The 21,767-nt window shown below is 35.8% G+C and carries 21 protein-coding genes; 4 read left to right on the top strand and 17 right to left on the bottom strand.

What is annotated here, in order from left to right; translation table 11 throughout:
- Positions 1-185: 185 nt before the first annotated feature.
- Positions 186-1,010: a glutamate racemase gene (gene murI, locus ACYIAL_RS07040; protein WP_174797480.1), complete on the bottom strand. Its 825-nt coding sequence runs from the start codon at positions 1,008-1,010 to the stop codon at positions 186-188.
- A gap of 215 nt (positions 1,011-1,225) precedes the next feature.
- Here murI and metK point away from each other — a divergent pair, with 215 nt between their 5' ends.
- From metK to ACYIAL_RS07020, 4 genes are read left to right on the top strand one after another with little or no spacing between them, the layout of a single operon-like run.
- Entirely contained in the window at positions 1,226-2,377 is a 1,152-nt protein-coding gene (gene metK, locus ACYIAL_RS07035) for a methionine adenosyltransferase (RefSeq protein WP_174797481.1), read from the top strand.
- Positions 2,361-2,864, top strand: a complete 504-nt coding sequence (locus tag ACYIAL_RS07030; RefSeq protein ID WP_174797482.1) for a SprT family zinc-dependent metalloprotease — start codon at positions 2,361-2,363, stop codon at positions 2,862-2,864. Before metK ends, ACYIAL_RS07030 begins: the two co-directional genes overlap by 17 nt.
- A gap of 14 nt (positions 2,865-2,878) precedes the next feature.
- Positions 2,879-3,490: a hypothetical protein gene (locus ACYIAL_RS07025; protein WP_483747624.1), complete on the top strand. Its 612-nt coding sequence runs from the start codon at positions 2,879-2,881 to the stop codon at positions 3,488-3,490.
- Positions 3,490-4,332: a 23S rRNA (adenine(2030)-N(6))-methyltransferase RlmJ gene (locus tag ACYIAL_RS07020; RefSeq protein WP_483751309.1), complete on the top strand. Its 843-nt coding sequence runs from the start codon at positions 3,490-3,492 to the stop codon at positions 4,330-4,332. Before ACYIAL_RS07025 ends, ACYIAL_RS07020 begins: the two co-directional genes overlap by 1 nt.
- Before the next feature lie 57 nt (positions 4,333-4,389).
- On the opposite strand, the gene ACYIAL_RS07015 is transcribed toward ACYIAL_RS07020, so the two are convergent.
- The 16 genes from ACYIAL_RS07015 to ACYIAL_RS06940 all read right to left on the bottom strand — a co-directional run bounded on the left by ACYIAL_RS07015 (position 4,390) and on the right by ACYIAL_RS06940 (position 21,755).
- Positions 4,390-4,758, bottom strand: coding sequence for a diacylglycerol kinase (locus ACYIAL_RS07015; protein WP_194240631.1), 369 nt, complete (start codon positions 4,756-4,758; stop codon positions 4,390-4,392).
- A gap of 20 nt (positions 4,759-4,778) precedes the next feature.
- A complete protein-coding gene (gene accA / locus ACYIAL_RS07010) occupies positions 4,779-5,738 on the bottom strand; it encodes an acetyl-CoA carboxylase carboxyl transferase subunit alpha (protein WP_174797485.1) in 960 nt (319 codons plus the stop codon).
- 240 nt (positions 5,739-5,978) lie between these two features.
- Complete coding sequence (gene dnaE / locus ACYIAL_RS07005) at positions 5,979-9,458, bottom strand: DNA polymerase III subunit alpha (protein ID WP_483751308.1); 3,480 nt, start codon at positions 9,456-9,458, stop codon at positions 5,979-5,981.
- 189 nt (positions 9,459-9,647) lie between these two features.
- A complete protein-coding gene (fabF, locus tag ACYIAL_RS07000) occupies positions 9,648-10,892 on the bottom strand; it encodes a beta-ketoacyl-ACP synthase II (RefSeq protein ID WP_174797487.1) in 1,245 nt (414 codons plus the stop codon).
- A gap of 160 nt (positions 10,893-11,052) precedes the next feature.
- The gene (gene acpP / locus ACYIAL_RS06995; protein ID WP_034910452.1) at positions 11,053-11,286 is read right to left on the bottom strand and encodes an acyl carrier protein; all 234 of its coding nucleotides are present in this window, start codon (positions 11,284-11,286) and stop codon (positions 11,053-11,055) included.
- Between the two features lie 150 nt (positions 11,287-11,436).
- Complete coding sequence (gene fabG, locus ACYIAL_RS06990) at positions 11,437-12,171, bottom strand: 3-oxoacyl-ACP reductase FabG (RefSeq protein ID WP_483747626.1); 735 nt, start codon at positions 12,169-12,171, stop codon at positions 11,437-11,439.
- An 18-nt stretch (positions 12,172-12,189) separates the two neighbouring features.
- Positions 12,190-13,125, bottom strand: coding sequence for an ACP S-malonyltransferase (gene fabD / locus ACYIAL_RS06985; RefSeq protein WP_483747627.1), 936 nt, complete (start codon positions 13,123-13,125; stop codon positions 12,190-12,192).
- Positions 13,126-13,161: 36 nt separating this feature from the next.
- Positions 13,162-14,115, bottom strand: a complete 954-nt coding sequence (locus ACYIAL_RS06980) for a beta-ketoacyl-ACP synthase III (RefSeq protein ID WP_483747628.1) — start codon at positions 14,113-14,115, stop codon at positions 13,162-13,164.
- Positions 14,116-14,119: 4 nt separating this feature from the next.
- A complete protein-coding gene (plsX, locus tag ACYIAL_RS06975) occupies positions 14,120-15,166 on the bottom strand; it encodes a phosphate acyltransferase PlsX (RefSeq protein ID WP_174797491.1) in 1,047 nt (348 codons plus the stop codon).
- A 33-nt stretch (positions 15,167-15,199) separates the two neighbouring features.
- A complete protein-coding gene (gene rpmF, locus ACYIAL_RS06970; protein WP_025316508.1) occupies positions 15,200-15,367 on the bottom strand; it encodes a 50S ribosomal protein L32 in 168 nt (55 codons plus the stop codon).
- A gap of 4 nt (positions 15,368-15,371) precedes the next feature.
- Entirely contained in the window at positions 15,372-15,881 is a 510-nt protein-coding gene (yceD, locus tag ACYIAL_RS06965) for a 23S rRNA accumulation protein YceD (RefSeq protein WP_174797492.1), read from the bottom strand.
- Positions 15,882-16,116: 235 nt separating this feature from the next.
- Positions 16,117-18,036, bottom strand: a complete 1,920-nt coding sequence (locus ACYIAL_RS06960; protein WP_483747629.1) for a BglG family transcription antiterminator — start codon at positions 18,034-18,036, stop codon at positions 16,117-16,119.
- Positions 18,036-18,779: a 2-dehydro-3-deoxy-phosphogluconate aldolase gene (gene dagF, locus ACYIAL_RS06955; RefSeq protein ID WP_174797493.1), complete on the bottom strand. Its 744-nt coding sequence runs from the start codon at positions 18,777-18,779 to the stop codon at positions 18,036-18,038. Before dagF ends, ACYIAL_RS06960 begins: the two co-directional genes overlap by 1 nt.
- A complete protein-coding gene (locus tag ACYIAL_RS06950) occupies positions 18,779-19,918 on the bottom strand; it encodes a DgaE family pyridoxal phosphate-dependent ammonia lyase (RefSeq protein WP_483751307.1) in 1,140 nt (379 codons plus the stop codon). Before ACYIAL_RS06950 ends, dagF begins: the two co-directional genes overlap by 1 nt.
- Positions 19,896-21,050 (bottom strand): amidohydrolase/deacetylase family metallohydrolase, encoded by a 1,155-nt coding sequence (locus ACYIAL_RS06945; protein WP_483747631.1) that lies wholly within the window; start codon positions 21,048-21,050, stop codon positions 19,896-19,898. The genes ACYIAL_RS06950 and ACYIAL_RS06945 overlap by 23 nt, the downstream gene beginning before the upstream one ends.
- Positions 21,051-21,101: 51 nt before the next feature.
- Positions 21,102-21,755, bottom strand: a complete 654-nt coding sequence (locus tag ACYIAL_RS06940) for a DUF4310 family protein (protein ID WP_483747632.1) — start codon at positions 21,753-21,755, stop codon at positions 21,102-21,104.
- Between the last annotated feature and the right edge of the window lie 12 nt (positions 21,756-21,767).

Raw genomic sequence — 21,767 nt, 5'->3', positions numbered from 1 at the left:
CAAGGGCTGCGTATATTACGCTACACTTTTTTATTCGTCAAGATCTTTTTTCAAATTTTCGATCTTATTTTTAACTCACTCACCGCCTGCTTGTCGCTGACTGCGTGTCAGTGGATGCGCATTATAGAGGCTTCTTTTTTTTTAGCAAGCAAAAAAGATTAAATATTTATTCGTTAGCGCAATATTCAAACATCAGAAACTTTAATAGTATGATATTTATTAAGATTATAATCAGATAATTTTTTAATCAATTTTTCTACAGACTGATTATAGTTGGTACTCAGTACAATATTTTCAGATGCAGATAAAGGTTTTTGATTCAGAACGTATTTATCATTTAACAAATTATAAACTCTTGTTGCAATCGCATTGCCTGAATCTATAAAGGTAGCTTGAGGAAAAATCATCTGTAATTCTTTTTTAATAAAAGGATAATGCGTACAACCAAGCACTATTGTATCGGGGATTGTTTGTAATTCAAGCCAAGGTTGCATTAATTCTTTCAGTTGTTGCATATCTACAGTACCACCTTGTAATTTATTTTCGGCTATAAGTGCTAATTCTGAGAGGCCTAACAACTGAACAGTACAATGCGTTGCAAATTGCCGGATTAAATCTATTATATACGTTCTTTTAATTGTAGCTTTGGTTGCTAATAACCCTATACATTTATTTTTAGTAAGCAAACTAGCTGGTTTAATCGCAGGTACAACACCAATGATAGGAAACGAAAATTTAGAGCGCAAACTAGGCAAACAGATAGTGCTAGCAGTATTACAGGCAATGACCGCTAAATCAATTGAGTAAAATTGAGTAACAGCTTCAATGACCGAATTTACTCTATTAATTAACAATTCTGACGATTTATCTCCATAAGGAAACATTTCATTATCGAATGCATAAATATAATGTACATTAGGTATTTTATTATAGATTTCATTATAAACAGATAAACCACCAATACCTGAATCAAATACTAAAACTGAAGGAAATTGTTTTGTGATGCTCATTTTTAGCTATAGGTTATTAAATAATAAATTAGAAACGCGCAATATCGTAAATTGATTAAAAATTAAAGCAAGTAATTTTAGCTAAACCACAATGCTGCATTTTTTTCGATAAATTATAAGCTAGACGTCTAGATGGTAAAACTGCTAAAATAAATACATTAAAGTTGAATTTTATATTTCAATCATTATGCAAAATTAATTTAAGGAAAGTATCCATGTCAGAATTTTTATTTACTTCAGAATCTGTTTCAGAAGGTCATCCAGATAAAATTGCCGATCAAATATCTGATGCCGTACTTGATGCAATATTAAAGCAAGACCCAAAAGCGCGTGTTGCTTGTGAAACATATGTAAAAACGGGTATGGCTTTAGTTGGTGGTGAAATCACGACTTCAGCTTGGGTAGATATTGAGGAATTAACTCGAAAAACCATTAATGATATTGGTTATACCAGTTCTGAAATGGGATTTGATGCAAATTCATGTGCGGTGCTGAATGCTATTGGCAAACAATCTCCTGACATCAATCAAGGTGTCGATAGAAAAGATCCACTAGAACAAGGGGCGGGCGACCAAGGCATTATGTTTGGTTATGCGACCAATGAAATGCCAAATTTTATGCCTGCAGCCATAAGTTATGCTCATGATTTAATGCGCCGCCAAGCGGAAGTCAGAAAAAATGGCACACTTCCTTGGTTAAGGCCCGATGCAAAAAGCCAAGTCACATTAATTTACCAAGACGGTCAAATAAAAGGGGTTGATACTATCGTTTTATCTACACAGCATTCAGAAGCCATTGAACAAAAAGCATTACATGAAGCTGTTATGGAAGAAATCATTAAACCTACATTACCAACCGAATGGTTAACTTCAAGGACAAAATACTTTATTAATCCAACTGGACGCTTCGTTATTGGCGGTCCAATGGGAGATTGTGGGTTAACTGGCCGCAAAATTATTGTAGATACTTATGGCGGAGCCGCACATCATGGCGGTGGTGCTTTTTCAGGAAAAGATCCGTCAAAAGTTGACCGTTCAGCAGCTTATGCTGCACGCTATGTTGCCAAAAATATTGTTGCGGCTGGACTTGCTGACAGATGTGAATTACAGATATCTTATGCAATTGGTATTGCCAATCCTACATCAATTTATATTAATACTTTTGGCACTGAAAAAATCGAGCACCATAAAATTGTTTCACTTATCAAAGAATTTTTTGACTTAAGACCTTATGGATTGATTCAGATGCTTGACCTCATTCAGCCAATTTACCAACAAACTGCAAGTTATGGTCATTTTGGGCGAGATATCTTCCCTTGGGAAAAAACCGATAAAGCAGCACTACTTCGAGATGCAGCAGGATTATAAACGCATCCCAATTTATTTACATAATCAGGTAATGGCTTGTTTAAGAACTCACTTAATACAAGCCAATCAACTTCTACATACTCAATATAAAGAACCTAAAATTGTCTATAAGCCCAAAGGTAGCATTGCAGGTAGTGCCTTTTTAATACGTTGGGAAATTCAACTTAATTCAATAATGTTGTTAGAAAATGGTACACATTTTATTGAGGAAGTTGTACCTCATGAATTGGCACATCTAATTGTTTTTAAGGAATTTGGAAAAGTAAAGCCACACGGTAAACAATGGCAATATATTATGTCCAAAATATTAGGCAAAATCCCAACTACAACTCATCATTTTACAGTTCAACGCAATACTTATTTATACAACTGCAAGTGTCAACAACATCACCTAACATCTATAAGACACAATAAAATTCAAAATAATAAAGCTAGTTATTTATGTCGTAAATGCGGTACTATACTCAAACTTAAACGTGCTAATTAATATTAAAATATTATATGTGTAAATTAGATTTCCATTTTTACAAAAGTTCCTTATCGATTGTTATTCTTGGTATTATTCTTTATATTATAGGTAATTTCTTTATACCTTTATATAATGGACTTACCGTTACTCTTATTGAACATGTTCAATCACTCTTTTTATTATTTATGTGCTGCTATACCTATTGTTATGCAAAAAAAATAGCTGAACATTCAGAGCTATATAAATTTTGGATTTGGACAATATTTTGGTGGTTGATGCTTTTTGGTCGGGGAATTAGTTGGGGGCGAGACTTTTTTCCTGAAGTACCGCGTTTTTACTATAAAATTATTGCTAGTTTTTTAATAGCACTTCCAATACTCAGTATATTTTTACCTACAATTCGCCGAGAAATTGTTCGTCGCTACAAATTCGAAAAAATTCCAGTTTGGCATATATTTTTAGCTTTTTTATTCTTGGGTATAGCTGATATTGCAGAACACCGCCGCATTGGCCATGAATTATTAGTTATAACAAGGGATCGAAAAGATTTAATAGAAGAATTAATGGAAATCCCCTGCCTTCTTTGTTTAGCTTTAACGACCTTTTATATGCAAAAAAATGAACAAAAGAAGGAGAATTTATAATGTTAAGCTATCGTCATAGTTATCATGCTGGTAATCATGCGGATGTATTAAAACATGTTGTTTTAACATTCTGTATTGAATCATTAAAAGAAAAAGAAAAACCTTTTTTATATTTAGATACACATTCAGGCGCTGGCCGATACCTATTAAAGAGTGAACATGCTGCAAAAACAGGTGAATATTTATTAGGAATTAATTTGATTTGGCAACAATCAAATATCCCTCAATTGCTCAATACCTATATATCGGTACTAAGACGATATAATCCTTTTGATGAATTAAAATATTATCCTGGCTCACCATTAATTGCTAAGCAATTATTACGTGAGCAAGACAAGCTCAATCTCACCGAATTACATCCAACCGATTATCCTTTATTAAAACAAGAATTTAATAAAGATAAACGAACAAGAGTATTACGTGAAGATGGCTTTTCTCAATTAAAATCGAAGTTACCACCAAATTCACGCCGTGGGATAATATTGATCGATCCTTCCTATGAAATAAAAGACGATTATCAAAGAATACCTACAGCACTGTTTGAAGCCTATAAGCGTTTTGCTACTGGTATCTATTTAATTTGGTATCCTGTAGTATCTCGTAGTCAAACGCAAAAAATGATTGATGGCATTGTGAATTTAGGTATTAAACGAATTTCACAGTTTGAGCTAGCAATAAAACCAGACAATAACCAAAAAGGCATGACCGCATCAGGGATGATAGTAATTAACCCACCATGGAAATTACATGAACAAATGAGTATAGTTATGCCATGGCTAAAAACAACGTTAGATAGTGAAAAGACTGGAAGTTTTATTATTAAAGAACTCGTTTCTGAATAGTTTTATTAGTTATCTATTGTCAAAAACTTTCAGGAAAGTATATGTTTCAATAAAAAATCACGGAAAAAAGTGACAAGAAAATAAATAAATCCATAAGATCACAGTCAATAATAACGATAAAAATACAGCTGCTGAACCATAATCCTTCGCTCGGCCAGATAGCTCATGTCTTTCATGGCCGATACGATCAACAACACACTCAATTGCACTATTAATTAACTCGGTGATCATCACAACACCGATCGAACCAAGTAATAAGATGCGTTCATAAATAGAAAAATCAACCAGCATTACAATGACATAAGCCAAACCCAATACAATTAACTCTTGACGAAATGCAGCCTCATGTTTAATGGCTGATTTTAAACCTTTTAAAGAGTATTTCGTCGCATTAAAGATACGAAGTAATCCTGTCGATTTTTTCATTATACTGTCCCTGATTTAAATTATCTTACATAACCATAGTTCATCAAACGTTGAAATCTTCTTTCTAGTAATACAGATAAATCCATACTTTCAAGTTCATCAAGATCACTAAGTAGCTGGGTTTTGAGTGAAACAGATATAGCGGTATAATCTCGGTGAGCCCCACCAAGTGGCTCAGGCACGATTGAATCAATCAAATTTAACTTTAATAAATTATCTGCTGTCATATTCATGGCTTCAGCAGCAACAGGAGCTTTATCAGCACTTTTCCACAAAATAGAAGCACAGCCTTCTGGTGAGATCACAGAATAAGTACTATATTGAAGCATGTTTACTTTATCTGCTACACCAATCGCTAGTGCTCCCCCAGATCCACCTTCACCAATGACTGTACAAATGGTGGGCACTTTAAGGCGTGACATTTCTCTTAAATTACGTGCAATAGCTTCTGCTTGACCCCGTTCTTCAGCACCAATACCAGGATACGCCCCAGGAGTATCAATAAAAGTGATAATTGGTAATTTAAAACGTTCGGCTAATTGCATTAACCGTAAAGCTTTACGATAACCCTCTGGGGCTGGCATACCAAAGTTTCGATAAATCTTCTGTTTAGTTTCACGACCTTTTTGATGACCAATAACTACCACTGTCCGCCCATCGATACGTGCAATGCCACCAACAATTGCTTTATCATCAGCATAAGCCCTATCACCGGCTAATTCATCAAAATCAGTAAAAATTTCTTTTATATAATCCAATGTATAAGGACGATTTGGATGTCTAGCTAGTTGTGCAATTTCCCAAGGGGTTAAATTAGCAAATATTTTTTTTGTTAATTCACGGCTTTTTTTATGTAATTGCTTAATCTCTTTATCTAAATTAATATCTAATTCAACTTGTTGTGAATCAATATTCTTTAAGGAATTAATTTTTGCTTCTAATTCCGCGATCGGCTTTTCAAATTCCAAAAAATTGTTCATAACGTTTGTAATTGCCTCTTAATTCATTCGGTACTTTAAAAAATACACTATTCAATAGTATACTGACTAATTCTGAAGATAAAATTAAACCAATTCTACTATGTAATACTCATTGAAGTCACCTATATTTATATTAATAGGCTTCAACTTTTCCAAAATTTAGCTACATAAACTTAATAGAAGCAGTTTTTTTATTCACCAATGTTAATAATCAAACTGCTATTCATAAGTTTATTTAAATTATTCAAAATCAAATTCAATACGGTCAATACCAAGTAATGTCTTTAACTCAACTATCAAAGCATCTTCAGGAATGATCCTCCATGTCGTGCCAAATTGAATCCTAACAACTAAATCATCTCGATGATAATATAAGTTAACTGGCACACTGCCATGCCGATAAGGTTCAAACAATTGTTGTAAACGCTGCAATATTGCTTGATTTGTTTCGCTTTCAGTTAAAGTAATCGACAATCCTTTTACATATTTAGCTCGAGCATCTTTTAGATCAGCAATATCGCGCACTGATATTTTAAAACCACCATTAAAATCATCATTACTAACTTGACCGGTAACAATTAAGATCTTATCTTTTACAAGTAAATGCCCGAAATTATCTAAAGACTCCGCAAAAAGCATACCGTCAATACGCCCAGAACGATCGTCCAAGGTGAACAAACCGATTTTTTTACCTTTTTTAGTAATGCGAACCCGAGCATCAGTAACAATACCAGCAAAAGTAACCATCTTACCCCAACCCGTTGGAGAAGCTTCACTAATTCTCAGTCCTCCGGTATAACGGTTTAATTCTTTTAAATATTGTGTTACTGGATGCCCCGTTAAATAAAGTCCTAACGCTTCACGTTCGCCATCAAGCAAAACTTGATCGGGTAATTCGGGAACTGCAGCATAAGCATGCTCAACTTGTTCAGGCTCTTCCGCCAAAACACCAAACATATCTTCTTGACCAATATCTTGCGCTTTAGCATATTGATCTGCCGCTTGCATTGCATCATTAATGCTATGCAATATAGCCGCTCGATGCGGTCCTAATTTATCAAAAGCTCCTGCCATAGTGAGTTTTTCAAGTACTCGACGATTGATCTTCTTCATATCAGTTCGAGCACAAAGTTCGAAAATATTTTTGAAATATCCCCCACTGTTACGTGCTTCAACAATTGCCTCAATAGGCCCTTCACCGACACCTTTTATAGCTCCAATACCGTAAACAATCTCACCTTTATCATTTACATGAAAGTGATACAGGCCACTATTGATATCAGGAGGATTGACTTTTAACCCCATCCGTAAACATTCATCAACCAAACCAACAATTTTATCAGTATTATCCATATCGGCAGTCATAACCGCAGCCATAAATTCGGCAGGATAGTGAGTTTTTAACCATAAAGTTTGATAAGAAACAAGTGCATAAGCTGCCGAGTGAGATTTATTAAAACCATATCCGGCAAATTTTTCAACCAAATCAAATATTCGCATCGACAGCTCACCATCAACGCCTTGTTTTTCAGCACCTTCTTTAAAAATAGAACGTTGCTTTGCCATCTCTTCAGGTTTTTTCTTACCCATAGCTCGGCGCAATAAATCAGCACCTCCCAGTGTATAACCTGAAAGAGTCTGTGCGATTTGCATAACTTGTTCTTGATATAAAATAATACCATAAGTGGGTTCTAAAATAGGTTTTAATGAGTCGTGTTGGTACTTAATATCAGGGTAAGAAACCTCTTCTCGTCCGTGTTTTCGGTCAATAAAATTGTCGACCATACCTGATTGTAGGGGACCTGGACGGAATAATGCGACTAAAGCGATCATATCCTCAAAACAGTCAGGCTTTAAACGTCTTATTAAATCTTTCATGCCACGGGATTCAAGTTGGAACACCGCTGTAGTTTCAGCTTTTAATAATAATTCGAAAGATTTTTCATCATCTAAAGGAATTCGAGTAATATCTACTTTTTCTTTACCCTCTCGCAGCTGACGTTCATTAATCATTTTGATTGCCCAATCAATAATGGTTAATGTCCGTAAGCCTAGAAAGTCAAATTTCACAAGACCTGCATATTCCACATCATTTTTATCAAATTGAGTAACTGGATGATGGCCTTCTGGATCACAATAAATTGGTGAAAAATCAGTAATCTTAGTTGGTGAGATCACAACACCACCGGCATGCTTACCAGCATTTCGGGTTACACCTTCCAATTGCCGTGCGATGTCGATTAATGATTTGACTTCTTCATTATTATCATATAACTCTTGTAACTGAGGCTCAATTTCAAAAGCTTTGGCTAATGTCATACCTGGATCTAAAGGTATTAATTTTGAAATACGATCGACAAACCCATAAGGATGCCCAAGCACTCTTCCAACATCTCGGATTACTGCTTTAGCTGCCATGGTACCAAAGGTTATAATTTGAGAAACCGCATCTCGTCCATACATATCAGCGACATGATCAATAACCAGATCGCGTTTTTCCATACAGAAATCAACATCAAAGTCTGGCATTGAAACACGTTCTGGATTTAAAAAACGTTCAAAAAGTAAATCAAACTCAAGTGGATCCAAATCGGTAATTTTCAAAGCATACGCAACTAGCGAGCCAGCACCAGAGCCTCGCCCTGGCCCTACTGGAATATCATTATCTTTTGACCATTGTATAAACTCCATGACAATCAGAAAGTAACCAGGAAAACCCATTTGGTTAATTACTGTTAATTCGGTTTCTAAGCGCTCGTCATATTCTGGTCGTCTTTGCTTTCTAATTGCTGGATCGGGAAATAAAAACGCTAGCCTTTCTTCTAACCCTTCACGTGATTTATGCACTAAAAAGTCTTCAGTAGACATATCTCCGGTTGGAAATTTAGGTAAAAAATATTCGCCTAATCGGATAGAAACATTACAGCGTTTAGCTATTTCAACACTATTTTCCAGTGCTTCAGGAATATCAGAAAATAGTTCGCACATTTCCTGTTCTGAACGTAGATATTGCTCTGCCGAATAGTTTTTAGGTCTAGAAGGATCTTCTAGCGTATTACCATCATGAATAGCGACACGAATCTCGTGAGCATCAAAATCAGAAGATTTCAAAAATCGAACATCATTAGTTGCAACAACGGGTAACGAATATTGTTCAGCCAAATTCACAGCTCGATGAATAAATAGCTCTTCATTGGTTCGTTTAGTGCGTACTAATTCAAAATAAAAATGCTCACCAAAATTTTCAAGATAAAAATTAATAGCATTATCAACGATTATTTGATTATTACGAACAATACCGATCCCAATATCACTTTCTCGCCCTGCTAATACAATTAATCCAGCTCGATGCTCAATTAGCCAGTCATTATCAACAACTGGCAAATCACCGACATATCCTCGCTGATAAGCTTTAGAAATCAACAAAGTAAGATTTTGATATCCTTGATTATTAGCTGCTAAAAGAGTTAAACGATAAATATCATCAGGCATTTGAGAACTTCTAATAGCAAGATCTGCACCAATGATCGGTTTAATACCTTTTGACATTGCTGAACCATAAAACTTAACTAATCCACAAAGATTAGTAAAATCTGTGATCGCAAAAGCCGGCATCTGTAACTTGCTCACTTCATTTACTAATGTGCCAACTTTCGCAATTCCATCAACCATCGAGAAATCACTATGCAAATGAAGATGAATAAATTTAGGTTCCGCCATAATTACCAGAAGTGAAGCTATAAAGTTATTATGAAATTATAACACAAGCAAGAGGGATATTCTTATTCTCTTTAATTGTTAGTTCAAACTGAGAAAAGATAAAGGTTCTTTTCATGATAAGATTTATAAGTGAAAAACCATTTATTAAAGATATTCCGCCAATAGATATTATCGGCGGATAACAAGAAATTAGATTTTCTTAAATAATACTGAACCATTGGTTCCACCAAAACCAAAAGAATTACAAAGTGCGTATTCTAAATTCTTAACTTGACGTGCTGTATGCGGAACATAATCAAGATCACAACCCTCATCAGGATTATCAAGGTTAATTGTTGGTGGCACAGCTTGATCACGCAGTGCAAGTACAGTGAAAATAGATTCAACCGCTCCAGCAGCACCCAATAAATGACCTATCATTGATTTAGTTGAACTAACCATAACTTTGTTGGCATTTTCTTTAAAAATACTTTTTACGGCTTCAGTTTCAGCTTTATCGCCAGCGGGTGTCGATGTACCATGAGCATTGATATAGCCAACCTGCTCATGGTTAATGCCTGCATCACGCAGTGCACATTGCATTGCTAAAGCCGCACCACTGCCATCAGCTGGAGGTGAAGTCATATGATAAGCATCACCACTCATACCAAATCCAACCAGTTCAGCATAGATTTTAGCTCCTCGCTTTTTGGCGTGTTCATATTCTTCTAAGAACATAATACCAGCACCATCACCAAGCACAAAACCATCACGATCTTTATCCCATGGACGACTTGCACCTTTAGGATCATCATTATTGGTCGATAATGCACGAGCAGCACCAAAACCACCAATACCAAGTGGAGTACTAGCTTTTTCTCCCCCACCAGCTAACATCGCATCTGCATCACCATAAGCAATCATACGTGCAGCATGACCAATATTGTGCACACCAGAAGAACATGCTGTTGCTATAGTAATACTTGGCCCTTTTAATCCATAAATAATGGATAAATGACCAGCAATCATATTAACAATTGTTGATGGTACAAAAAAAGGACTGATTTTACGCGGTCCACCATTGACTAATGCACTGTGGTTCTCTTCAATCAATCCAAGTCCACCAATACCTGAACCTATAGCACAGCCAATACGTTTTGCGTTTTCTTCCGTGATCTCAATGCCAGCATCTTGCATTGCTTGCATACCAGCAGCGATACCATATTGGATAAAATAATCCATTTTACGCGCATCTTTGCGTGAAATATTATAATCTTCGCCATTAAAGTTTTTAACCATCGCTGCGAAGCGCGTTGCGAAAGGGGCAGTATCAAAGTGCTCTATGAGTTCAACGCCACTTTGTCCAGCTAATAAAGCTTGCCAAGTGGATTCAACTGTATTACCTACAGGAGATATCATGCCCATTCCAGTAACAACAACTCTGCGTTTAGACACATTGTCCTCCAGGAAAGGATTGAAATGAAATTTGAATCATTGAAAATTTTATTTCGAGTTTTCTAAGGATTTATATCAAGTTTTCTTTAGTTTAAAAATTATAAACACAAATACAAACTAGGCGATCATTTGACCGCCTATTATGAAAACTCTGCTAACCTTATTGATTTGCAGTAATATAATCGATTGCTGATTGAACAGTTGTAATTTTTTCAGCTTCTTCATCAGGAATTTCAGTATCAAATTCTTCTTCTAAAGCCATAACTAATTCAACCGTATCAAGAGAGTCAGCGCCAAGATCTTCAATGAAAGAAGATTCGTTTTTAACTTCTTCCTCTTTTACACCAAGTTGCTCAACAATAATTTTCTTAACTCGCTCTTCAATAGTGCTCATACTCTTTTTTTTCCTATAAAAATCGCCGAAAGTGGCGGTGAATGTAAGTTTATAAAATGTTGAAAAAGATGCCAATCATTTTTCAACCCAATTGCTTATTTCTTATTCAAAACATCAAAGTGTTGACCCATTTTACACTATTCTAGCCAATTACACCATATACATGCCACCATTGACATGTAAAGTTTCACCAGTAATGTAAGATGCTTCATCTGAAACCAAAAAGGCAACCGCATTAGCGATTTCTGTTGGCTCACCTAAACGCCCTGCAGGAACTTGCGCTAATGTTAACGCTTTTTGTTCCTCAGTCAATGCATCAGTCATATCAGTTGCAATAAAACCAGGTGCAACAACATTAACCGTAATACCACGAGATGCCACTTCGCGAGCTAATGATTTACTAAAACCAATTAATCCTGCTTTCGCAGCCGCATAGTTAGCTTGGCCGGCATTCCCCATTGTACCAACTACTGAGCCAATAGTAACAATTCTGCCATAGCGTTTTTTCATCATTGCACGCATTAATGCTTTAGATAAACGAAAAACGGATGTTAAATTAGTATCTAAAATATCTTGCCATTCATCTTCTTTCATTCGCATTAATAAATTATCACGCGTAATACCTGCGTTATTGACTAGAATGTCAATATCACCAAATTCAGCTTTTATTGCACTAATCACAGATTCAATTGATGTTTCATCTGTTACATTTAAAGTAAAGCCTTTTCCATTTTTTCCTAAGTATTGGCCAATCGCTTCAGCACCTTTTTCAGTTGTGGCTGTACCTATAACCGTTGCACCACATGAAACTAATTTTTCTGCTATTGCTTTACCAATTCCTCGACTTGCACCGGTAACTAAAGCAATTTTTCCTGATAGATTCATAACTACCTCTTTTATCCTTTACTTTGTGTTTTCTAATGCCATTTCTAATGATGCTTTATCATTAACTGCCAAACCAGAAAGTGTATCTACAATACGTTTAGTTAAGCCTGTTAACACCTTACCTGGCCCCATTTCAACTAAAAGTGTTACATCTTGTTTTGCTATATATTCAACAGTTTCTGTCCAACGTACAGGGCTATAAAGCTGAGAAATCAATGCCGTTTTGATTTTTTCTGCTGATGTTTCAACTTTAACATCGACATTATTAATAACCGCAAACTTTGGCGTGCTAAATGATATCTCGTTTAACGTCGTTGCTAATTTATCAGCAGCTGGTTTCATCAATGCGCAGTGTGATGGCACACTGACAGCAAGTGGTAATGCACGTTTTGCACCAGCTTCTTTACATAATGCGCCAGCACGTTCAACGGCTTCTTTATTACCTGCAATAACAACTTGCCCCGGAGAATTAAAATTTACAGGAGCAACTATTTGATCTTGTGCTGCTTGTTCACATGCTTTGCTAATGGATGCGTTATCCAATCCAATAATGGCATACATTGCCCCCGTACCACTTGGTACTGCTTCTTGCATCAGCTTTCCACGTAATTCAACCAATTTAATTGCATCTTTGAAATCAATCACACCAGCGCAAACTAATGCCGAATATTCACCCAAACTATGACCTGCCATAAAATCAGGTTGAGCACCATTAACACTTTGCCACACTCTAAATATTGCAACAGATGAAGCAAGTAGCGCTGGTTGCGTTTGCCAAGTTTTATTTAACTCTTCTGTTGGACCTTTTTGTACTAAATCCCACAAATCATAAGCAAGCATTTCAGAAGCTTCATCAAATGTGGATTTCACAATCGAGAAATCATCAGCAAAATCTTTTAACATGCCGACAGCTTGTGAGCCTTGTCCTGGAAATACCATTGCAAATTTGGTCATTATTTAAATCCTTGATCATTAAAAATACATTGTAAACTAAAATCTAACTAGCGCAGAACCCCAAACAAATCCACCGCCAAAGGCTTCTAATAAAATTAGGTGACCCCGTTGAATTCGACCATCTCGCACGCCAGCATCTAAAGCACAAGGCACAGAAGCGGCAGAGGTGTTACCCTGCTTATCCAATGTGACAATGACCTTACTCATATCCATATCTAGGCGTTTTGCAGTTGCTGAAATAATTCTTAAATTAGCTTGATGTGGTACTAACCAATCTAAATCAGCTTTGTTAAACGCATTCTCAGTTAAAAGTTCATCAACCAAATTTGAAAGCTCTTTAACCGCCACTTTAAACACTTCATTGCCATGCATGGTCATGTAAACTGGATCATTTATATCACGGCGATCAACATATGGATATTTTAATAAGTCACCATAACGACCATCAGCATGAAGATGTGAAGCAATAATACCCGGCTCTTCTGATGCACCAACAACAACCGCTCCTGCACCATCACCAAAAATGATAATAGTCCCTCGGTCATTTGGATCAACACCACGAGTTAACATGTCTGAACCAACAACTAAGGCATTCTTAATTGTACCACTTTTAATATATTTATCGGCAATATCAAGCGCATAAACAAATCCAGAGCAAGCGGCAGATACATCGAATGCAACAACATCACTAATACCTAATTTCGCTTGTAATTCTGTTGCTGAACTTGGAAATGCATTGGCCGAAGTTGCCGTTGCAACAATAATCATACCAATTTCTTCTTTAGCGATATTGGCCATTTCAATTGCATTTATAGCAGCTTCATAAGCCATACTCGTTACAGTTTCATTTAGCTCTGCAATCCGTCTTTCTTTGATACCAGTACGTGTTGTGATCCATTCATCACTAGTATCGACCATTTTTTCAAGATCTGCATTAGTTCTTATCTGTTTTGGAAGATAACTTCCAGTTCCTAATATCTTTGTATACATCTAATTATTCGCTCTTGGGTAGTGCGGAAGAAAGGCTCATTGCTATCTTCTCAGGTATATTTGTTTGTATAGCCAAAATAGCTTGTTCAATTGCTGCAAAAAATGATTTTTGATTGGCACTACCATGACTTTTGATCACAATACTTCGAAGTCCAAGCAAACAAGCACCATTATATCGTCCAGGTTCCAAATAACCAAAATTTTTTGAGAACTTTCTCTGTAACCATTTACTTAATAGTTTCATTAATAATGAATTATTACCAAGGGACAACTTAAATGAAGACATGAAAATTTTAACTAAGCCTTCGACTGTTTTTAACGTCACATTGCCAACAAAGCCATCACATACTAATACATCTGTTTTTCCGGTTAGAAGCTCATTACCTTCTAAATAGCCGATATAATTAATCTGATCATTTGATTTTAAAATAGAAGCAGCTGCACGTATTTTATCCAATCCTTTGATGTCTTCTTCACCTATATTAAGTAAGGCAACCCGAGGCGTTTCAATTTTTAGTACTGTTTTAGCTAATATTTCACCCATTATGGCAAATTGTACTAGCATATCACTATCACATTCAGCATTAGCACCTAAATCCAGCACCACCGTACTTTGATTATTTAATGCAGGAATAGTGGCAACTAAGGCAGGGCGATCAATGCCGGTTAAAGAGTGCAATAAAAGTTTAGACAACCCCATCAATGCGCCAGTATTGCCAGCACTTACACAGGCTTGAGCCTTGTTATCTTTAACCAGTTCAAGCGCTATTCTCATTGATGACCCTTGACTATGGCGAATCGCATAAGCAGGCTTCATATCATTAGCTATAACGGTAGTCGATTCGGTCAAAATTAACCGCCCCTTTTGCTGATATTGAGAGACAAGTTTTACATTTTCTTTTGACAAAAAAAGACTAATTTCTGCTGGATCGCCCACCAGAAAAATAGAAAGGTTTGGATAACAATTTAGCGCTTGTATTGTAGCAGGAACAACAACACGAGGACCGAAGTCCCCGCTCATAGCATCTAACGCAATGGTTAGATTATCCAAAATGTCACCTGAGGATTTCTAATTAGGTAATAATTATTTAGAAATCACTTTACGACCACGATAATAACCATCTGCGGTTACATGATGACGTAAATGTGTTTTACCTGATTCATCAACTGAGATATTAGCAACAGTTAATGCATCATGAGAACGACGCATACCACGTTTTGCACGAGTTTTACGATTCTGTTGAACAGCCATGGATTTACCCCTTATTCTTTAAACTAACTAAAATTGCAAATGGATTCGGTTTTTCATTCTCACTTGGAATGTCACCAAATACCATATCAGCCTCTGACACTTCGCAGTGTTTACTATCATGTACCGGCGCAATTGGCAACGAAAGAATAATTTCGTCCTCAAGTAACGCTAATATATCTACTTCGCCAAACTCGTTGATTAAAACGGGTTCATAATGTTCCGGTAGCGCCTCTGCTTGAGCATCGCTCTTAACAGGACTAAATTTATTCATCACATGAACTTCAGTGATAAAAGGTTTAAAACAACGTTGACAAACTTGTTCTAACGTCATTTTTGCATCAATTGTAATAATACAAAGCCGTTGCTCATCAAATTCAAAAGACAAGCTGCACTCTAGATCACTTTGCGGACTTTCAACCCTTGTTACACTTTTAGCTGGATAATATCCAATATAATCAAGCCTTTTTTGTGCCGCTTTAATTGGATCAATTGTTAATGGCAATTTATTTTGCATAAAATATGCATGCTACCTTAAAAATTTATGTAGTGTAGCTAAAAACTACACAATGCCGTAAGGCGCGCATATTACCTTTAAATCATGATTTCGTCAATGGGCACAAACAAGATAATTCGTTTTACTCATTGATTATTACCTTAATATTCATTCTGAATATTTTTTTACTTTTGTAAAAAAGTTTCGGTAAAAATAAGATTTACGTCTAAAAACAATAAATATGCTTATCTACCAATTATGGCAGTCGACCAAAGCTATCTTTAACGATTGCACAAAAATCATCAAACGTTTTGCTATCTAATAAACGCTTAGTTGATCTTTCTTTGACAAAGTTTACAAATAAATTATAAATGCGCATTGCATTTTCATATTCATCTTTACTGATTGCCAATAAAAAAATAACATGAGCAATTTTATTCTTATCCCATACGATACCTTGTGGAGCTAATATAGTCGTTACTATGGTTTTTTTAGCCAGCAACCCGACAGAGTGGGGAATAGCAATATTTTCACCTAATAGTGTGGACACTATTGACTCTCGTTCAATGACTGACGGATAGAAATCTACATCTACATACCCCGCTTGCTTAAGTTTTTTACAAACATTTTTTAAAAGGTCTTTTTGTGTCATTGATTGTTCAATAATGAAAAAAAACTTTTCATTAAAAAAATGCTCAATAATATAAGGCATTGTTCTATCAATCATTGCCAACCGCCCCAATTGTTCAAGCTGATAAGGCGTCGGAAATGGTGAAATTTTAACTATTTGCTTATTTTTTTCTGTTAAACGAATGGTTGAAACAACAAAATCTTCTTTAATATTTGCCAGTTGCTCGTATTCTCTATAAGAAAGGATTCGATTTATTTTAATATGTGGAAAATCCCGTTTAATTTTTGATTCAATCATACGCAAAGCTGCATTACCAAGTTCACTTACAAGTAAAATTTGTGCATATCTTTCATGTCCTGCACTATAATTACGCTCTAAGGCTACACCAATATGTACAGCTAAATAACTAATTTCGTCTTCCGTCATTTTGGATTCAGTATATTGTTCAGTGTTAGTAAGCGCAGATAACGTAATATCATAAGCAAAAGGATAATATTGTTTTATCTCCCGTAATAAAGGATTCGTTGTGCGGATTTGATATTTAATTCGCGACAACATTGATGAAATATGAATTAATATATCTTGACGTAACTTTTTATCTTCCCATAAATTATAATGATAAGTATTATTAATATAAGATAATATATGATTAATCAATGCCAAGCTTTTTGACTGATTTGGCGAATCCATAATAGTGCGAGAATAAATCTGAGCACATAAATAATTAAATTCCGCATCAGAAAGCACGCCACCTAAAAAATAGGAAATATCTTCAGATATTTCACTCACTGCGCTGATAACAGTGGTATTAATTTTATCAACTTGATACTCAAGTAACTCATGCCCTTGGGTAATTCGTGTAATTGAAACAGCACAACTATAAAGTAAATACCCTCGCCCTTCTGCACTCAATTTTAATTCAAAACGTTCAAGTTGATTTCGAAGAATTTTTTCAAGATACTCTAAATCAATATTATTTAAAATCGTTTTGCGCAATCTATTAACTGTAATGAGATCTTCAGCCATATAGCGTTGCCATAAAATATCGGTTAAACATGCACGTATAGACGACTCTTCGCCAATTAGCCGCATGCCATAATAAGGTCTATTTTCGAGAAATAAATTATATTTATCTAAATATTGTTTAACTTCAATAATATCATTTTGCAATGTACTACGGCTTAAAAACCATTCGCCGGCTATATCATCTAACTTTACAGAATTAGATTGAGTTAAAAAAGCAATCAATAAAGCCAAAACTCTTTCTTTACTAGTTCGTGGAACTTGTTCAATCACTTGAGTGATAGGTAATGTGGCATAACGAATAGGATCAGTTACCACAAGTTGGTAACCAACATTTTTGGTATAATCAACTTGGGCACCATAATCACCTAAAATATCGTTAAGTGCTGAAATATCGGTACGAATTGTGCGAGTAGAAACCGAAAAACGATTGGCTAGCTCTCGTTGAGGTAGTGTTTCGTTTTTTATGGTATCAAATAAATACGCTAATCGCCGATAATAAAAAAGCACTTTAGATGCCATTATTTATCCACTAGTTTTTGTGTAATAGCTAACAGTTGTTTGACATCACTGATACGTGTTGCACCTGTTGCTTTATCAATGATAGAACTATAGATATGTGGAATAATTCTCTTCACACCTGCATCTAAAGCAATTTTTAAGATTGCCTCATAATTGTCTAAGTCAATACCGCCTGTTGGTTCAAGATAGAAATCATGCTCAGCACAACATTTAGCCACATACTCAAATTCATCTTTATGCTTTAAACCGCTCATAGGGAAATATTTTATTGAACTTCCTCCCATATCTTTCAATAAAGCAATTGCGGTTTCAACAGGAACGATAGCTGCTGGCAACTTTGAACTTATAGAACCAGTTGCAATATTCACTAAACCTACTTCCCCCGTTGGCGAAACTAATCCATTAATGATAGTTTCTTTTTGACCTAATAATGCGCGACTTGCCGCAACTCCAGTAAACACTTGATTAACATGTTGTGGCTGAAGCACGGCTGATATCTCTGAAACCATTGTTGATTGATTAGGATCACCCGCACCAAGTCCCACAGAGATAGCATTATCAATAGCTGCTGCATATTTTTTCATATCAGCAATCGCTGCTTTATTATCAGAATAGTTTTTAGATAAAATACCCACAACCACATGGGTTTGCGCAGCTTCATAAATTGCTTTTGCATTGTCTATTGAATTCGCTAGTACATTTAAACAAACACGCTCATTATAATAATTTGGACTCAGTTGCATTATTTTGCTCCTTGAATAATATTTTTAATTTTATTGTAAATAATATCAAGTTGTGCTGATGTCACACTACGCACATCGGCATCGACTTTGCCTTCATTGGCTTTATATTCTCTAAAGTACACTGCAATTTCGCCTTGTTTCATCAGGTCAATCATTTCAATGGCGGTTTTACCTATCACGCTTGCATCAAACACTATTTCTGCGCGCGCAATATCACGTCCTGCTCCATCCCAAACGACTTTGGCCGATATGCCATCAAGTGTATTTAGACTTTCAATAAATGGTGTCATTTTAGTCACCATCTGTTGTCCTGTTTCCGGTTTGGGGCTGCGAACATAAAGCTCAATAGCTTGAGTTAATCCTAAAATGCCTTCTTTACCTACTTTCATAGGGCGGCCAATACCTTGTGACTGTAGTTTTAACCACTCCACCGCTTGATGACGACCAATGACTAAACCACTAGTTGGTCCTTCAATGGCTTTAGCTCCACTATAAATAACTAAATCAGCACCTTGTTGATAATAAATTTGTAAATCTTCTTCCGCTGCTGCATCAACAATCAATGGAATATTATATTTTTTAGCAATTACAGCCGTTTGTGCGACTGATAACATACTTTTTTGTACACAATGATGTGACTTAACATATAAAATTGCGGCAGTATCTGAATTAATTAGTGATTCAATATGCTCAGGTTTACACTCATTGGCATATCCAGCTTCAACCATAGTCCCACCACCTAAAGCAATCATTGTACCAATTGGTGCACCAAAATTAACGTTATGACCTTTAGGAACAATAATTTCACGAGGAACATATTTGTCTGATGAATGTAAATTAAATAACAGTTCACGATCATCTTTGATAATTAAACCTGCAACCGCTTGTACAATGCCAGCAGAAGCGCACGATACTACTACTGCATTTTCGACTTTGAGTAATTTAGCAATATATTGTCCCGTTTTATCCACCAGATCTTTAATTTCAAAATATTCATTTAGTCCATGTAATACTGTGTCAATCACTTCTGGTCTTGGCGTTGAGACACCTAAAATTGTCATTCGCCCTGACGCATTAATTACCCTTTTTAAGTTATATTTACTGTAAACATCTTTTTCAGTTTGAGATTCTGAGCTCATTTTTACTACCTTCTTCTGTTATTTCAATGCTTATTGAATGTTTTGCAGCATCAGCCACAATCGATGCCAAAGGGATAAACTGCTCATCACTTTTCCTAATTCCACCTTCTGAATCTAATAACGAAACAGCCTGCTGTTTGATATCAAAAATAGTCAAATCCGCATCATAACCAACCGATAAAACGCCTTTATTTTTAAGATGCAAAATCTGTGCCGCATTTTGTGTTACACTATCAATAATTCTTTTTCGACTATAACCAAGGCAGATAAACTTTGTCATCACATTGGCCAAACTAAAAACGGGACCTTGTAGTCGATTTTTAGAATAGATATCAGAACTGATCGTGTTAGGATAAACACCTAAACATTTAGCGCGTTCTGCCACGGCAAAACTGAAACTTTCACCGCCATGACCAATATCCAAAATTACCCCTCGCTCGATTGCTCGTTTGATTGATTCTCGCAGATTATTCTCTTTATCCAAGATCTGATTAGGTTTACCATTAAAACAATGTGTAATAATGTCACCTTTAGTTAACAAATTGGCAATTTCATCAAGCTCTGGGGGATTATTACCAACATGAATCATCAAAGGTAACCCACTATTTTTTTGTATTTCTTTGGCTTTCACTAATGGTTCGATGCCATTGTCACCCACCACACTACGACTCATTCGCACTTTGATGCCAATAATAAAATCGGGATACTTAGCTAGTGTTGCATCAAATAAAGGCATATCAATATTTTGTATGTCAGCAAGCTCGTTTTGTCTTAATAGCCCGATTTTAGAAATATTTAAAAAAGAATAAACATGCGTATTAGCTTGCTGAGCTAATTGATAAAACTCATCAGCATCAATAGCCCCAACGCTACCGGCATCCACAACAGCGGTAACACCAGCTTTAACCCCAATCAAATCTGGTTCATCATGATAAATGGGCGAATGAGCAAAACAATGCGTATGAGAATCAATCCATCCTGAACTAACATAATGTTTAGTTTTTAGATCCAAAACACGTCGAGATTGCCCCGTAATAGTATTGGCAATCGCAATAAGCTTGCCTTGCTCAATAGCAATATCGGTGACTGATTCATCAATGAGTTTGGCATTTTTTATAATTAAATCATACATAAGTTATTCCACTCCCTATGTAATTTATTAAATTATATAGGGTAATTAATATTATAGAATTGGGAACAAACCACCAAAAATCATAGCGCCTAAAATAGCCCCACCTGTGATTGGCTTTTTCCATACATAAAAAAGTAATGCTCCCAATAACGAACCGATACCAATAGGAATTGAAGCAACCATAGCAGATAAAATAATCATTGGACCAAGGAATCTTCCTGAAGCATTGCCTGCGCCCATCATAACGTCTGCACCAAAAGTTGAACCTGTACCGCTATTAACTGTAAATTTACGGATCAAAATAATCATTAAACCAATTAGTATTCCCAATACTAAACCAGTAATTAATGCAACAAAAAAGTTTTCAACAGGTAATGTATAGCCACCGGCAAGTAATAACGCAGGTACACCTAGTCCAATACCGGTTTGTAGTGCACCACCAATATCCAATATACCAACTAATGAACCTTCAATAACGCGGGCAAATAAAAAGCTAGCACCAAAGGCCGCAACAGCACCATAATCACCAGTCGTCATACCTGATTTAAGCATGGCAACGAATGCGATTTCGTTAAATGCGCCAATACCATACACATAAAAAGTATGCGTTCCTGCAAAAATACCGGCAGATAGCAGTCCACAAATAATAGGGAATGACCAATCGCCATACCAAAAACTTTTATTGATTATTGCTTGTGTATTCATAATGTGTTCCCT

It is taken from the genome of Gilliamella sp. X-57 (assembly GCF_057063565.1).
Note: the sequence above shows the minus strand (reverse complement) of the source record. Positions and strands in the feature narration are given on the sequence as shown.